The sequence below is a fragment of the Vreelandella sp. H-I2 genome (genome assembly GCF_052959335.1).
Genome location: NZ_JBRAMC010000004.1, coordinates 223,692 through 238,695, shown reverse-complemented (window position 1 = coordinate 238,695; position 15,004 = coordinate 223,692). Strand labels below are relative to the sequence as shown.

The 15,004-nt window shown below is 54.6% G+C and carries 16 protein-coding genes, 1 pseudogene and 1 riboswitch; of the genes and pseudogenes, 9 read left to right on the top strand and 8 right to left on the bottom strand.

Annotated elements, in window-relative coordinates; all coding sequences use genetic code 11:
- Positions 1-5: 5 nt before the first annotated feature.
- Both ACUVOF_RS11885 and ACUVOF_RS11880 read left to right on the top strand, forming a co-directional pair.
- A complete protein-coding gene (locus ACUVOF_RS11885; RefSeq protein ID WP_447044552.1) occupies positions 6-1,502 on the top strand; it encodes a CoA-acylating methylmalonate-semialdehyde dehydrogenase in 1,497 nt (498 codons plus the stop codon).
- A 194-nt stretch (positions 1,503-1,696) separates the two neighbouring features.
- A pseudogene (locus tag ACUVOF_RS11880) lies at positions 1,697-2,105 on the top strand (TetR family transcriptional regulator C-terminal domain-containing protein).
- A 115-nt stretch (positions 2,106-2,220) separates the two neighbouring features.
- On the opposite strand, the gene ACUVOF_RS11875 reads toward ACUVOF_RS11880, so the two are convergent.
- The gene (locus ACUVOF_RS11875) at positions 2,221-2,679 is read right to left on the bottom strand and encodes an Lrp/AsnC family transcriptional regulator (RefSeq protein ID WP_447044551.1); all 459 of its coding nucleotides are present in this window, start codon (positions 2,677-2,679) and stop codon (positions 2,221-2,223) included.
- A 125-nt stretch (positions 2,680-2,804) separates the two neighbouring features.
- Between ACUVOF_RS11875 and ACUVOF_RS11870 the strand changes: the two genes are divergently transcribed.
- From ACUVOF_RS11870 to ACUVOF_RS11855, 4 genes are all read left to right on the top strand, one after another.
- The gene (locus ACUVOF_RS11870) at positions 2,805-3,752 is read left to right on the top strand and encodes a hypothetical protein (RefSeq protein ID WP_447044550.1); all 948 of its coding nucleotides are present in this window, start codon (positions 2,805-2,807) and stop codon (positions 3,750-3,752) included.
- A 261-nt stretch (positions 3,753-4,013) separates the two neighbouring features.
- Complete coding sequence (locus ACUVOF_RS11865; protein ID WP_447044549.1) at positions 4,014-4,475, top strand: Hsp20/alpha crystallin family protein; 462 nt, start codon at positions 4,014-4,016, stop codon at positions 4,473-4,475.
- Positions 4,476-4,513: 38 nt separating this feature from the next.
- On the top strand, positions 4,514-4,912 hold the full coding sequence (locus ACUVOF_RS11860; protein WP_447044548.1) for an Hsp20/alpha crystallin family protein: 399 nt from the start codon (positions 4,514-4,516) through the stop codon (positions 4,910-4,912).
- A gap of 147 nt (positions 4,913-5,059) precedes the next feature.
- The gene (locus ACUVOF_RS11855) at positions 5,060-6,115 is read left to right on the top strand and encodes a class I fructose-bisphosphate aldolase (protein ID WP_447044547.1); all 1,056 of its coding nucleotides are present in this window, start codon (positions 5,060-5,062) and stop codon (positions 6,113-6,115) included.
- A 61-nt stretch (positions 6,116-6,176) separates the two neighbouring features.
- Here ACUVOF_RS11855 and ACUVOF_RS11850 read toward each other — a convergent pair whose 3' ends face one another.
- Together ACUVOF_RS11850 and ACUVOF_RS11845 are read right to left on the bottom strand one after the other, a co-directional pair.
- Positions 6,177-7,049 (bottom strand): PhzF family phenazine biosynthesis protein, encoded by an 873-nt coding sequence (locus ACUVOF_RS11850; protein ID WP_447044546.1) that lies wholly within the window; start codon positions 7,047-7,049, stop codon positions 6,177-6,179.
- A complete protein-coding gene (locus ACUVOF_RS11845) occupies positions 7,046-7,402 on the bottom strand; it encodes a DUF1127 domain-containing protein (protein ID WP_447044545.1) in 357 nt (118 codons plus the stop codon). Before ACUVOF_RS11845 ends, ACUVOF_RS11850 begins: the two co-directional genes overlap by 4 nt.
- Here ACUVOF_RS11845 and ACUVOF_RS11840 point away from each other — a divergent pair.
- Positions 7,401-8,843, top strand: coding sequence for an aminotransferase-like domain-containing protein (locus tag ACUVOF_RS11840; protein WP_447044544.1), 1,443 nt, complete (start codon positions 7,401-7,403; stop codon positions 8,841-8,843). The two genes, ACUVOF_RS11845 and ACUVOF_RS11840, sit on opposite strands and share 2 nt — an antisense overlap.
- A gap of 90 nt (positions 8,844-8,933) precedes the next feature.
- A complete protein-coding gene (locus ACUVOF_RS11835; RefSeq protein ID WP_447044543.1) occupies positions 8,934-9,824 on the top strand; it encodes a zinc-dependent alcohol dehydrogenase family protein in 891 nt (296 codons plus the stop codon).
- 104 nt (positions 9,825-9,928) lie between these two features.
- Here the strand turns inward: ACUVOF_RS11835 and ACUVOF_RS11830 are convergent, their stop codons facing one another.
- The 3 genes from ACUVOF_RS11830 to pdxR all read right to left on the bottom strand — a co-directional run bounded on the left by ACUVOF_RS11830 (position 9,929) and on the right by pdxR (position 13,048).
- Positions 9,929-10,621 (bottom strand): uracil-DNA glycosylase family protein, encoded by a 693-nt coding sequence (locus ACUVOF_RS11830; protein WP_447044542.1) that lies wholly within the window; start codon positions 10,619-10,621, stop codon positions 9,929-9,931.
- Between the two features lies 1 nt (position 10,622).
- Complete coding sequence (gene pcsA, locus ACUVOF_RS11825; protein WP_447044541.1) at positions 10,623-11,390, bottom strand: phosphatidylcholine synthase; 768 nt, start codon at positions 11,388-11,390, stop codon at positions 10,623-10,625.
- A gap of 182 nt (positions 11,391-11,572) precedes the next feature.
- Positions 11,573-13,048 (bottom strand): MocR-like pyridoxine biosynthesis transcription factor PdxR, encoded by a 1,476-nt coding sequence (pdxR, locus tag ACUVOF_RS11820; RefSeq protein ID WP_447044807.1) that lies wholly within the window; start codon positions 13,046-13,048, stop codon positions 11,573-11,575.
- Positions 13,049-13,141: 93 nt separating this feature from the next.
- Here pdxR and ACUVOF_RS11815 point away from each other — a divergent pair, with 93 nt between their 5' ends.
- Positions 13,142-13,591, top strand: a complete 450-nt coding sequence (locus ACUVOF_RS11815; RefSeq protein ID WP_447044540.1) for a GNAT family N-acetyltransferase — start codon at positions 13,142-13,144, stop codon at positions 13,589-13,591.
- Positions 13,592-13,701: 110 nt separating this feature from the next.
- On the opposite strand, the gene ACUVOF_RS11810 is transcribed toward ACUVOF_RS11815, so the two are convergent.
- Positions 13,702-14,199 carry a 6,7-dimethyl-8-ribityllumazine synthase gene (locus ACUVOF_RS11810; protein WP_447044539.1) on the bottom strand — a complete coding sequence of 166 codons (498 nt, stop codon included), beginning with the start codon at positions 14,197-14,199 and terminating at the stop codon, positions 13,702-13,704.
- A gap of 103 nt (positions 14,200-14,302) precedes the next feature.
- Positions 14,303-14,460, bottom strand: a riboswitch (FMN riboswitch).
- A gap of 60 nt (positions 14,461-14,520) precedes the next feature.
- The gene (locus ACUVOF_RS11805) at positions 14,521-14,994 is read right to left on the bottom strand and encodes a YbaK/EbsC family protein (protein WP_447044538.1); all 474 of its coding nucleotides are present in this window, start codon (positions 14,992-14,994) and stop codon (positions 14,521-14,523) included.
- Positions 14,995-15,004 lie beyond the last annotated feature (10 nt).

Genomic DNA, 15,004 nt, shown 5'->3' with positions numbered 1-15,004 from the left:
TAAATATGAGTGTTGTTTCCCATCTGATTAACGGCGAGTTAGTTGAAAGTAAGCGTACGCTGGATGTCACCAACCCCTCCACAGGCAAAGTGATTCGCCAAGTGGCGGATGCCAATGCCGCCGATGTAGAGCGAGCCATTGCCGCCGCCCAAGCGGCGTTTCCCGCCTGGCGCGATACGCCGCCCGCTAAGCGTGCCCAGGTGATGTACCGCTTTAAGCAATTGCTCGAAGATAACGCTAACCGCTTGGTGCAACTGGTCAGTGAAGAGCATGGTAAAACCCCCGAAGATGCCATGGGCGAACTCAAGCGTGGCATCGAGAATGTCGAGTACGCCTGCGGGGTGCCGGAGCTGTTAAAAGGCGAGTACTCCCACAACGCAGGGCCGGGCATTGATGCCTGGTCCAATTTCCAGCCGTTGGGCGTGGTGGCGGGCATTACCCCGTTTAACTTCCCCGCCATGGTGCCGCTGTGGATGTATCCCATGGCCATTGCCTGCGGTAATACCTTCATCCTCAAACCATCGGAGAAAGACCCGTCCGCCTCAATGGCCGTGGCAGAGCTGCTGCAAGAAGCGGGGCTGCCTAAAGGCGTGATGAACGTGATTCACGGCGGTCGCGAAGCAGTGGAAACACTCTTGGATGCCAAAGCTGTTAAAGCCATTTCCTTTGTCGGCTCAACACCGGTTGCCGAAGCGATTTATTCGCGCGGTTCCGCCGCGGGCAAGCGCGTTCAGGCCTTGGGTGGTGCAAAGAACCACGCCGTGGTGCTGCCGGATGCCGACTTGGAAAACGCCGCCAACACATTAATGGGCGCAGCGTTTGGTAGCTGCGGCGAGCGTTGCATGGCGATATCAGTAGCGGTATGCGTGGGCGACGAGACCGCAAACCGTTTGGTTGAAACCTTGCTACCCAAAATCGCCCAACTAAAAGTCGGCCCCGGCACCAAGCGAGATCTGGATATGGGGCCGCTGGTGACCGCTGAGCACCGGGATAAAGTCCTCGGCTACATCGAAGATGGCGTAAAGGCTGGCGCGACACTGGTTGCCGATGGCCGTGACCTTCAAGTCCCAGGCTATGAAGAGGGCTATTTCGTTGGCGGCTGCTTGTTCGATAACGTCACCGCCGAAATGCGCATCTACCAGGAAGAGATCTTTGGGCCGGTGCTTTGCGTGGTGCGCGTGGGTAGCCTGGATGACGCCATGCAACTGATCAACGATCACGAGTACGGCAACGGCACCTGCCTGTTTACTCGCGATGGCGAAGCTGCCCGTCGCTTTACCGATGGTATCGAGGTTGGCATGGTCGGGGTGAACGTGCCGCTCCCGGTGCCCGTGGCCTACCACAGCTTTGGTGGCTGGAAGCGCTCGCTGTTTGGCGATCTCCACGCCTACGGGCCGGACTCGGTGCGCTTCTATACCCGCCGCAAGGCGGTTTCCCAGCGCTGGCCATCGGTCAGTGAAGCAACCCAGGCTGAGTTCTCATTCCCTGCCAATCAGAGTTGACGTCTTAGGGTAACTAAGACATCTTCTCAGCACCATCGCCACGCGATGGTGCTTTTTTTGGTACGTACTTTAGGCGTAAAAGGGACGAAGATAGCGTGGCGAGAACCCAGGACGAAATTCGGCAAACCAACGTCAAAAAGATTCTCCAGGCGGCTGAACAGCTGTTTGCCGAAAAGGGCTATGCTGGCGCCTCCATGGGGGAGATCGCCCAACTGGTCGACCTTTCAAAGTCCAATGTTCACTACTATTTCTCGACCAAAAAAACGCTGTATCAGGATGTCTTGCTGGAGCTTCTGGAAGTATGGAAGCAGGAGGCACTCTGTTTTGAACTCTACGATGACCCACGCGTGGTGCTCTCCACCTATATTCGCGCCAAGATGAGCCACTCGCGTAACCGCGCGCACGGTTCCAAAGTATGGGCCGCCGAAGTCATGCAGGGCGCGCCGATCCTTAAAGATCGCCTGCGCGACAATCTTTACGAGTGGGCCAAGCTTAAAGAGTTGAAAATTCGCGAGTGGGTCGGGCCAGATCAACCCTGTGGAGCCCTCCTACCTACTGTATATGATTTGGGCCTCAACTCAGCACTACGCTGATTTCTACTAACAAATCTTCCTGCTTAACGACGACCAACCGCTGGATGACTTACAGCTCGAAAAAGCCGTGCAGTCGGTGACCTCGGTGATTTTGCGGGGCATTGGGCTGACGGCTTGAGCAGCTCTCAACGACTGAGCTGAACGGATGTATCAAACTTATGCCGCTTACGCGACAGTAGCGTGCGGAACTTGCGCAGGTTGTCATCGCCATAGAGCACACGATCACAAAAGCTATCGTATCCATCTAAATCAGCAACTGTCACGATCAATACAAAATCACACTCGCCAGTTACCTGATAGCACTGCTTCACTTCAGGGGCGCTTAGCGCTGTTGTTAAAAAACGCCTGTAGAGTGATTTGTTATCCCGCTCCATGGTGACTTCAACCACCATGTGTAGGCACTGCCCTAGGGCGTCAGGGTTGAGTAGTGCTACCTCCCGTTCAATGATTCCAGCGTCGCGTAATCGATTAACGCGCTTTAAACAGGCAGAGGGTGAAAGCCCTATCGCATCCGCTAGCGCCTGGTTGGTCAGGCTGGAGTTACGCTGAAGCTGGTCAAGGATTCGTCGATCAATGGCGTCCATGAAATAAAATGTCCTTTCTGAGTTCATAAAGAACGAATAGTGATTGTTAGTGTGGAATTGAAAAGAAGATTCTGCGCGAGTCCCGTTATCATAACCGTTGTTCTAATGATGGCAACGGAGGCTTGATGCAGATAACAATTCATCATCTATTGGCTTGGATAACCCACTTATTACAAGACGCGCTGCGCGTGTACCTGACGTTGCTCAAAATCCTGATTCCGGCGTTGCTTATCGTCAAAGGATTAGAACTCTTGGGTGTTATCGGCTGGCTGGGAATGGTATTAGCTCCCTTAATGAGCATACTCGGCTTGCCCGAGCAGTTGGGCGTTGTGTGGGCGGCGGCGCTCTTTACCAACTTGTACACCGCCATTGCGGTATTTCTTCAAGTAGCCGGTGATATGCACTTGAGTGTCGAGCAAGTAACGGTGCTGGGTGCGTTGATGCTGGTAGGGCACTCGATTCCCGTTGAGGGAGCCGTTGCCAAGCGCGCTGGCGTACCCTGGTGGGCTACGTTAGTCCTGCGTGTAGGTGGGGCTTTGCTGCTTGCTTGGCTCTTGCACTGCTTTTATTCGTATTTTGGTTTGTTACAAGTACCTGCAGCATTGGTATGGCAACCACATTTATCGACAGCGCCTACGCTAGGCAGTTGGGCGATTGCACAGCTTGAAACGTTAGCGCTTATCTTTGTGATTATTTTAGCGCTGATTGTGCTCCTAAAACTTCTGAAAAAGCTCGGCCTGGAGCGCTGGATTCATCTTGGCTTGCTACCGCTACTCAAGCTATTAGGTATTGGCCGTTCGGCAGCTAATGTAACGGTGATTGGTTTTACGTTGGGATTAAGCTACGGCGCAGGGCTGCTGATTCGTGACGTGCAGAATGGGGTGCTTAGTAAGCGTAATAGCACGCTTGCACTATGCTTTCTCGGCCTCTGCCATAGCGTTATAGAAGACACGCTGCTGATCTTGATGCTGGGGGCCGATATAGCGGGCATCTTGTGGGCAAGGCTACTCTTTGCCGTTATTGTCACCGCGATGATTGCCCGCTGGCCTAAAACTTGGGTAATCAACAAATAGGTAGCTACACCGGCTGCCATAAACATTGTTTTTTAAAGATTCTTTGAATGGTAAGCACTCTGTATGCTTAGCACTGGGGCGTGCGGGGTGAAATAAAAGCGCTGCTACCTTCTTAATTGACACTTCGTAAGCCGCCAAAAAAAATTGTTATTGCCCCCCTTGAAAGCTGTTTGAAAGCTCCTATTTTGCAGGTTACGGAGGCGCTGCTCTCTAGCGTGGCTGCCTCTTTTGATCATCTGTCTACTCTAGGAGGTGTTCGCTATGTTTGACGATCTCAAGCGTTTTGAAACCGGCTCGCCTCGACAGTTTGACTGGTTTAGTCAACTGCTGGACGGCTTCTTTCCCGACGGTAATGCGATGGATATTCGCTCGGTGCCGCGGGGTAGCTTTCCGATGATTAACGTCGCCCGCAGCGATGACGCCGTGCGCGTCTATGTGTTTGCTGCCGGGTTGGCACCTTCGGACCTGACCATTGATGTACAAGACAATGTGCTCACCCTGCGTGGCAAACGCGAACCGGTAGGGGCCAGTAACGAGGATGGTAGCTCGCGCCCGGTATTTCGCCGTGAGCGCCCCAGTGGTGAGTTCGTGCGGGCTATCGCACTGCCTGACGGCTTAGATGCCGAGCGGGCTGAAGCGCGCCATGCTCATGGCGTGTTTGAGATTGTGCTGCCTAAGCGGGAGGAGTTAAAACCGCGCCGTATTGATGTTCAGGCAGCCTGAGTCATGTTTATGAACCTTGATTAAGGAGGCGATAAACCATGAATAATGTTGTTCGTTCATCTAACCACTCTCCGCTTCAGCGGCGTGATGAAGACAAGCGCTCTCAGGAAACCCTGCTGCCAGCGGTGGATATCATTGAGGAGTCTAACGCTCTCAAGTTGGTAGCGGATATGCCCGGCGTCACTCACGAAACCCTTAACGTCGAGCTCGACAACAACGTGCTGAGCTTGGAGGGTGAAATAGCGTTGAACATGCCCGAAGGAATGAGTGCACTGCATGCCGAGGTGCGTGGACAGCGGTTTGCACGTCGTTTTAACCTCAGCCACGAAGTTGATAGCGACGCCATTACGGCCACTATCGTCAATGGTGTGCTGACGTTAACGCTGCCCAAAAAGGATAGCCACCGCACGCGACGCATCGAAGTCCAGGCGGCATAACGCAATTGGCGAACTTACTGCCCCGTGTTTTTCCTTTAGTACATGGGGCGGTACTTTCCCAGGTTATATTTAAGCTCTATGCTCTATTGAAGAAGTGTTTGACGTACACTTACACTTTATTACAAATTAAGAGCAAAGGAGTGTTTCATGACCACCGATATAGCCGCTTTGCTCGGCAACGATGCCGAGAGCCTTCTTAACCATACGTGTCAGGGAATTCGCCGCGATAGTTTGCATTTACCCGGCCCCGACTTCATCGATCGGGTCATGGTCGATAACGACCGCAGCCCCGCGGTGCTGCGTAATATGCAAAACTTCTTTAACCATGGTCGCTTGGCAGGCACCGGCTACCTTAGCCTGTTGCCGGTAGACCAGGGTATTGAGCACTCGGCTGGCGCTTCTTTTGCACCTAATCCGCGCTACTTCGATCCGGCCAATATTGTCGAGCTGGCGCTCGAAGGCGGCTGTAACGGCGTGGCCTCGACGCTCGGTGTGCTGTCGTCGGTGGCGCGTCGCTATGCGCATAAGATCCCGATGATGCTGAAGCTAAATCACAACGAAACGCTGAGCCATCCGGCGATATACGATCAAACGATGTTTGCCGAAGTAGAGCAGGCGCACGATATGGGCTGCGTCGCGGTAGGCGCGACGATTTACTTTGGTTCCCATGAGAGCCGTCGGCAGATCATGGAAATTAGTGAGGCCTTCGAACGGGCCCATCAGTTAGGCATGGTGACGGTATTGTGGGCGTATCTGCGTAACCCTGCCTTCAAGCAGGACGGCATTGATTATCACGTGTCTGCCGACCTCACCAGCCAAGCTAACCACATGGCAGCCACCCTCAAGGCGGATATCGTCAAACAGAAACTGCCTGAGAATAACGGCGGCTACACGGCGGTCGGTTTCGGTCATACTCACGATAATGTGTATAGTGAATTGACTACGGATCATCCTATTGATCTGGCCCGCTATCAGGTCGCCAACTGTTTTATGGGTCGGGCAGGATTGATTAATTCCGGCGGCGGCTCCAAAGGACACACTGATCTCGGTGACGCGGTGCGTACCGCTGTCATTAACAAACGCGCCGGGGGGATGGGCTTGATTTCGGGACGCAAAGCGTTCCAAAAGCCAATGAACGAAGGCGTTGACCTGCTGCATGCCATTCAGGATGTCTACCTCTCTAAAGACGTAACGATTGCCTGATAGCAGCGAGCACTATTGCTGCCAAAAGTGCTGCTAGGGGCGTTTAGCACCGGTTATAACGCTACTGATGTGTGGTCAACACGCCCCTTCCAATGACTACCGCACTACCACTCACCGTCACCAATCCTGGCTTAATGGGCCCGTTGGCGGCGGTGTAGATCACGCTTGGTCGTCCCATCTCAACACCCTGATGAACCCGGCAATGTAAGGCGTTGGATTGCTTATCGGCTAAGTAGCCGGTGAGGGCTGCCGCTGCACTGCCGGTAGCAGAGTCTTCGCACAGGCCATGCTCTCTTGAGAACATCCGGCTGCGAAGCACTGTTTCCGCGTTATCCGACGTCTCAATCACATACAGGTATACCTGTTCGGCGCTGCTAGCCGTAACGGCATTCGCCCATGTCGTTGGCGATATGTTGACGCTCTCTAATGCTGCGACATCCGCAAGCTCAATCAAGTGGTAGGGCAACCCGCAGGAGGCAACCACCGGGTCGCCAATAACCTGATGACGGCCAAGGCCGAGTAGTGTCGCTGCGCTGGCGTGATCAAGCGTGCTGTCTGTCAATTTGGCCGCCTGAGCGGTGGTAAACGTTGCTCTTCCCTTCTCATAGCTTATCGCCAGCTCACCCACGGACGGCTGCAGCACGAGCGTTTGTTGCCGGTCAACCAAGCCGAGTTCGGCGAGTAGCTGCGCGGTACCCACGGTGGGGTGCCCGGCAAACGGCAGCTCCTGAGTTGGCGTAAATATTCGCATCGGATAGTGGTGCGGCGCTTTTGCAGCACCTAAAAATACCGTTTCGGCGAGATTCAACTCGTTGGCGATAGCCTGCATGGTACTTGTATCAAGCGTTTCGCTATCGGTAAAAACCGCCAATTGATTACCTGAGAACGGGGTGTCAGTAAATACATCCAGCAGGTAATACTCGACGCTGTTCATGGAGAATCCTTATTAATATTTGCGTGTTTCCAAAAAGCTCTTTTACCTTCTTTTTTTGCCTGTGAACGACTAATGCCAATATCTTTTAGGAGTCGGTCATCAAGTGCCAGCAGTTGGCGACGGCTGCGTCGGCATTCACGGTAGCAGCGTAGACGATAGCGAAGCTGAGTGAGGCTGAAGCGGGGCATGGTTAATCCTCCGGTGGTTTGCCTATTCAGATTACTCAGTACGCTATTTGTGATACAGATATAGAGTTTTTTATTTTTAAGATACAGGTAAGGTGTATTATGCCTCTGTATGGCCTCTTTATGGCTGTCTGTATTGTTTTTATGGCCGGGGATGATAGTTGTCATGACACGTTATGAAGAGATTGCAGCAATATTGAGGGAACGAATCGAACACGGTATCTATCGTGTCGGTGATCGCCTGCCCTCTATCCGAGCGGTGTGTCAGGAACTGGGCGTTAGCATCTCAACGGCTCAGGAGGCCTACCGGCAGTTGATGGATGTGGCCTTGATCGAGTCGCGGCCAAAGTCAGGCTACTTCGTGTTGCCGAGCAGGGTGCCTTCAGTGCTGCCATCGGTATCTCGCCCTGCCCAGCGGCCGCTGGAGGTTTCCCAATGGGATCAAGTGCTGGAGTTGGTGGCAACACATCGCGATGAAAGTCGACTTTTATTAGGACGTGGCGCTCCAAATTTGGAATATGAGTCGCTACGCCCACTGTCGAAAATTCTTGCCGGCCTGCATCGCAGTAATGACCTGATTGGATTCAATTACGACAAACTCAGCGGTAGCCCTGAGCTTCGCCAACAGGTGGCGCGGCTGGCTATTTCTTCGGGCTGTTTGCTGCACCCCGACGACATCATGGTCACCACCGGCTGCCAGGAGGCGCTTTCTATTTCGTTGCGCACACTCACTCAGCCTGGCGATGTAGTGGCCGTTGATTCACCCAGCTTTTACGGCACCATGCAGATTCTCAAAGCTAACGGCTTAAAAGCGCTGGAAATCCCCACTGATCCGCAAACGGGTATCAGTCTGGAAGCGTTGGAGCTGGCTTTGGAGCAGTGGCCAATCCGCGCGATCCAGATCACGCCTACCTATAATAACCCACTGGGCTACACCATGCCGGAAGCGCGCAAACGAGCGCTTTTTCAGCTCGCCCAACGCTTTGATGTGGCCATTGTCGAAGATGACATCTACGGCGAATTGGCGTTTTCCCACCCAAGGCCGCGTACGGTGAAATCTTTTGATGATGATGGTCGCGTATTGCTGTGTAGTGGCTTTTCCAAAACATTGGGACCTGGGCTACGGGTCGGCTGGCTAGCACCGGGCCGTTATCTTGATCAGGCGCTGCATATGAAATACGTCTCCACCGGTGCCTCGGCCACGCTGCCGCAGCTAGCGGTGGCGGAGTTCGTGGCTAAAGGGTATTACGAGCGCCACCTTCGCTTCGCCACACGGCAGTATCAGCGCCAACGAGACATCATGATCAGTTGGGTGCAGCGCTACTTCCCCAAGGGCTCAGGTATCAGCTACCCGCAGGGCGGTTTTTTGTTATGGGTAGAGCTGCCTGCTGCCGTGGATTGTGTGCGCTTGAACGAGCGTTTGGCCAAGCGTTCTATCCATGTGGCGCCGGGGTCACTTTTTTCAGCCTCGGGAAAGTTTCGCCAGTGCCTGCGCCTGAACTATGCGTTTACGCTAACCCCGGCGATAGAAGAGGCCGTGCGCACGGTGGGGGAAATGGCTACTGAGATGGTTGAAGAGGCGCAGGCGCATGTAGTGGGCATCACCTAGGTTCATTCATCATTCGAGGTACCCATGCGTCGTCAATCTCTCACCTATCGGTCGTTCGGAAGGCCGCTTGAAAAGTTAAAGATGGAAACAATGGGAGTTCCATGCATGGGTGAGGAAGAGCTCACGGTGAAGATGTCGTATGCCCCGGTGAACCCGTCTGACCTGATTCCCATCAGCGGTGCTTACTCGCATCGTATAAGGCTTCCCGCTGTCGCCGGTTACGAAGGGGTTGGTCGCGTTATTGATGCTCCGCAAAAATATTCTTACCTAATCGGTAAGCGAGTTCTTCCATTGCGAGGCGAGGGTACTTGGCAGACGATTTTAGGTTGCGATGCTGCTCTCGCAGTGCCCGTCCCCGATACCATCTCTGATGCCGTTGCCGCACGGGCCTATATTAACCCCTTGGCTGCCTTGACCATGCTTGAGACTTGGCCTGTAAAGGGAAAGCGTGTCCTTCTCTCTGGAGCAGGGTCCAATTGCGCTGATTACCTCGGGGCGTGGGCATATAAGCACGGCGCCAAGGAAGTCGCTGGCATATACCGTTCTGAAAGTAGAGTTGTACGCCTGGAAAAACTGGGTATCAAACCGGTATCTATACAAGATATCTCGCAGATCTCGCGTGTGGCCCGTGAGTCTGACGTGGTGTTCGATGCTCTAGGGGGGCCAGTTGCGGCAAGTATATTGCAATCAATGGCATCGGGGACGACATTTATCGCCTACGGCTTATTGACGGGGCAGGCGATTCAAGTGAATTCCAAGCCCAGGGCTCTCTATAGAAAGTTTCACTTGCGTGATTCTTTATCCAGGATGTCCGTAGACGCTTGGCAGAACAAATTTTTAGCTATCTGGGGTCTTTTAGACCAGATAGAGATGCCTGGCTATCAAGTGTTTCCTGCCCAAGACTGGCGACAAGCCGTCGAGATGGCGCTTTGCGCAAGTGGTCAGAAGGTGCTACTGAACTTCTCCACTCTTGGGCAATGAGAGAGGCTTACGTAGCCGGAATAGCCATCCCAGAAGGACTCTTCGCTAGGTTTGGTTAGCTTTTCTGGAATTATTTCTGTGTCTGTGCTGCACATCCGCGTACCTTACAAGGTGAGGTTGTCCTGGCGAACCTCCAGCTGTTCCAGGCGCTGCTTCAAGAGCGCTGGAAAGCGCGCATACCAGGTTTGATTGAGCGGAGAAGGGTGCGGTAGCGGGTAGAGTGTAAAGGTTTGTGCTTCACCCTGATCATCCTCTAGGGTCACCTCGAGACTGCTTTCAAAGCGATCCTCTTGCTTCCAAAAGGCTTCCAGCCTGTCGCGCTCCTCTTTTGGGCGGCCGATACCGAACCACAGGAAGGCTTCGCGCCCCAGCGTAATCAGTGTCCGTCCTTCCCAGCGCGAGATTAGAACCTCATTCATCAGGCCGTGAAAGTGGCGCTTGACCTTCATGGACCATGCCTTGTTGCCCACGGGCTTGTAGGGCACGGTGTTGATCCAGAAAAAGTGCTCGCCTACGGCTTTTGATGCCTCAAAGTCCGGCATCTCCTCGCCATACAGTTGCATGTAGAGCGCCTTTCTGACCCACTGCCCGCCGGCCCCGATGAAAGGTTCGCCGTGGCGTACCTCATCACGCCCTGGGTCGCGCCCGAAAAAGCCGACGCGCAGATTCGGCTTGCCAAGCCCGATGATCGGCTCAAGTGGATCGCGATTGAAGCGTTCGTAGGCCTCGACATCGATCCCTTCGATGTCTGCTGCCAGCGCTCTGAATCTCTCCTGCTGCCGCTGGGTCAATGCCATCTTACATCCTCGTCGTCGTCGGGGGTTTCGTCCAGTCGAACCACTCTTGCGCCGTTCGCCACAGGCACATACCGGCGAAATAAGCTGAGGTAATGCCCCAACCCCAAAGCGCCCAGGTTGCGTGCTGGGGGCTGGAGAGCACCAGTGACGTAGCGCATACGCACCATGCTAACGTGACAGCGATATTGAGCGGCATAAGTGTTTTTACCCGGAAGGGGTGAAGAAACTTCATTCTCGTGACGGTAAGCATGGCCAAAAATAGGATAGTCGCAAAGGTGAGCCAGGGTGGCAGGTCGAGAATATAAAAACTCGCCGCGGCGATATTCCAGGCGGCAGGAAAACCCACAAAGTAGTTATCCTGGCTTTTCATATTCACGTTGCAAAAACAAAATATGGAGGAGAGTAGAATGGTGAATACCGTGAGCAGCCCCGTACCGGCTGGCAATGGAATAAAGTAGTAGATGAACAGTGCAGGGATAAAGGCCCAGGTAAGGTAATCGATGACCATATCCAGCGTGGAGCCGTCGAAGTGAGGCAGTATCGTTTTCACCTCATATTTGCGCGCCAGCGTACCATCGAAGCCATCGACTAGCATTGCCGCACCCAGCCAGAGCAGGCAAGCGACCGGGTTGTCGTCGTTAAGCGCAAGCAGGGCCATGGTGCCTAGCAGTACACCGCTGGCGGTTAACGCATGCACACTCCAGGCCTTACATCGCGATGCATACGTGTCTGCGTGCGAAGAGAGCGGTTTAGCCACATTAAACCCCATTACGAACGTCGTGTTCTGTTGCTGTTTTCATGGATAAAGGGTGCCAAACGCTACAGTAGTATCACGATGCTGTGGAACACGCAGGCAGTCGACTCACTCATAGCATGGCTACTCTTGGCGCTATTCGCTAGTGGTTGTTATGGGACAATACAGTTGCTTGGCACGGGAGTCTTTCTGACAAATTATTCTTCATGCAGGCTGAGCCACGCCTGGCTAAGCCAGCGCCCTGCTGTCAGTAGTTCGTTTTCGGTGGCACCGGCATAGCCCAATACCAGCCCGGCGCGCTGCGGCTGGCCTAGATAGTAGCGAGATAGGGGTGAAAGCGTGATATTCGCCTTGTGTGCCAGTTCAATAAGTCGCCGTTCCTGTGTCTGGTTATCCAGCTCGGCCACCAGGTGCATACCGGCATGGCCCGATGAGAGCGTAAGGCCCTGTTCAATTGCCGGTGTCAGGGCGTTTCTCAGGCACGCTTGCCGCTGGCGGTAGTGGCCACGCATGCGGGCGATATGGCGGGAAAAGTGCCCCTTGACGATAAACTCGGCCAGTGCCGACTGCGTTGGGTAATTGCCCTCCCGGTGAAGCCGGGCGTGGGCAAGTCTGAAAGCGTCAACCAGCGCTTCGGGAAGCACTAAATAGCCCAGCCGCAGCCCTGGGTAGAGCACTTTGCTGAACGTGCCGACATAGATCACCGCCGTCTGTTCGGCAAGCCCCTGCAGCGAGGGAACCGGTGGCGTGTCGTAACGGAATTCACTGTCATAATCATCCTCAATAATCCAGGCGCCATGCCGGGCGGCGTGATCCAGCAGCGTCAGGCGGCGAGGAACCGGCATGGTTACCCCGCTTGGGTACTGGTGAGACGGCGTAACGTAAATCAGACTGGGCGATGAGCCAGGCGTGGGGCACAGGGCGGGATTCATGCCGTCTTCATCCACCGGCACCGGGGTGATCGACAGTCCGGCGGCCAGAAACGCGGTATGCGCCCCGCCATAGCCCGGCTCCTCCATCCAGACGCTTTCGCCGCTGTCGGTCAATAATTGCACAATCAGTTCAAACGCCTGCTGGGCCCCTTGAGTAATCACGATCTGTTCAGGCCGACAGCGCACTGCGCGGGAGAGCGTCAGGTAATCGCACAGCGCGTCCTTCAAGGCGGGTAAGCCACCCAGCGACTGATAGGAGAACCAGGCGGTATCAGCTTGGTGAAAGTGGCGCCTTAACAGGCGCTGCCACTGGGCATGCGGAAAAAGGTCCAGGCCTGGAATGCCGGGAGCGAAGGCATGATAGTGCTGGCTTAGCGTTCCGCAGAGGTCAAGCAGCGCCTGCCCCCGGGCTGAGTATTCAACGAGTGCGGTGGCTGGCTGGTCAACGGGAAGCGGCATCGTAGGCAGTTTTGCTACATACAAGCCAGCCCCGCGCCGGGAAACAATCAGTCCTTCAGCCTGCAATCGGTCCATGGCAGCCAGTACGGTATTACGGCTAATGTTTAGCGCTTGTGAAAGATGCCTTGAAGACGGCAAAGGTGCCCCCGCCTCCAGCTCGCCGCGTTGAATCCAGGTACGCAGCGTGCTGTAGAGCTGGTACACCAATGTCATGTCACCGCTGGCGCTGACTCGCAGGGCTAGCGCATCAATCAGCCATTCACTAGACGCGGCACGACGCATCACTGGTACCCTCGTTATTTTATAAAGTGGCTCTTATGCAGGTACCACTATAACGGCAGACTGTGAAAATCAATAACATGACAGGAGAGCCTCATGAGCCATGTTCGGGCCGCCGTACTCAACGATCTGGATGCGCTGACCGTACTGTTGGATGAGTACCGGCAGTTTTATCAGCAAAAGAGCGACCCTGATGGCGCTCGACACTTTTTGAGCCAACGCTTCGGGCTAGGGGACGCCTTTATTCTGGTCAGCGAAAATGCGCTCGGCGAGGTTGATGGATTTGTGCAGCTCTATCCCGGCTTATCCACGGTGGGGCTGAATACACGCTGGACGCTGAACGACCTGTACGTATCGCCTACAAGCCGGGGCCAAGGGACTGGCCGTGCCTTGATGCAAGCCGCCGCCCAGCTTGCCCGCGAACATGGTGTGGCGCGCCTGGTATTGATGACCCAGGTAAGCAACGAGCGTGCGCAGGGGCTTTATGAGTCGTTGGGCTGGCAGCGCAATACGGCGTTTTATGGTTACTTGCTGGATGTAAACTGAGATAAGTGTTTGCAAAATCTTTATTTACAACTGCGCTTATCGACGATGAACAGCAAGACAGTATTAAGCGATTCAGGCTCGTCACGTGGCCGGACCTGAATCGCAGTGCATCAAACGTCGCTTAGCTTGCGGGCTCTATGTAAGCTTTCCATGGTGTTGAGACACGCCTGGGCGGCTTCCTTGCCCTTGGTAACAAAGTGCTGGGTGTAGAAGTCGTGGTGCGTGCTGTGTTCATGAAAGTGGTGCGGGGTCAGTACCGCCGAGATCACCGGTACCTGGGTGTCGAGCTGGACGCGCATCATGCCATCAATAACCGCATGGGCGACAAAGTCGTGGCGATAGATACCGCCATCCACTACAAAACCCGCGCCAACAATCGCGCCATAGCGGCCGCTCTCGGCGAGCACTTTGGCCTGCAGGGGGATTTCGTAGGCGCCGGAAACGGTAAACGTATCCACCTGATCGGCGCTAAGCCCGCAGCGTTCTACCTCGTAGATAAACGCTTCATACGCTTTTTCGACGATATCCTGATGCCAATGGCCTTGGATAAACGCAATACGCTGAGAGGTGGTATGAAGGGAAAGCGTTAACGGAAATGTCTGATTCATGGTCATTCTCTTGGATAAGTTGCACCAGAATCAGGGCACGCGACACAATTGACAGGTAGCCGTACACAATGGCCAAAGCCACGGTTGTATCGCCTGTCTAGGGTGCCGTTCTCTTTCATCCGGACTATCACCGTCGGCTTCGGTTTTTCACCGAATCTGCTGACCTCAAGCAATCGCTTGCTTGAGCGCTCGCGGGCTTAGCTGCCTGATAAAGGCTGCATCACCGCCGGTGGGGACTTTCACCCCGCCCTGAGAACTTTGCTGTAGGAGCGTGTTAGCCCCTATCAGCCCGGCTATCTTACGCGGATTGTAAAAGCGCAGCTAGGGCGCATCAGTCGGTGAACATACATCGACCCACTGTGCGTTGACCAGTTCAGCCAGTCGCTGGGGGCTTAGCCTTACAGCACTAGTGGGAGAGCCTGCCGCGGGCAGCACCTCGTCATAGGCATGGAGCGACTCATCGCAGTAAACCGGCACATTGGTAGCGAGTCCAAACGGGCAAACGCCGCCGATGGGATGACTGGTAAGCTCCATCACCGTGTCCGCATCGAGCATTTTGGCTTTGCCGCCGAAGGTATCGCGGATCTTGCGGTTGTCGATACGCGCATTGCCGCTTGCGACAATCAATAACGGTTGCTCCCCAACTTTAAACGCAAGCGTCTTGGCAATTTGACCCGGCGCTACGCCATGGGCCTGCGCCGCAAGCTCGACGGTCGCGGTGCTGGTCTCCAGCACTTCAATAGTGATATCCGGCGCGTGCTCGGCAAAAAACTGACGAACGGTCTCAATGCCCATCATGGGCTCC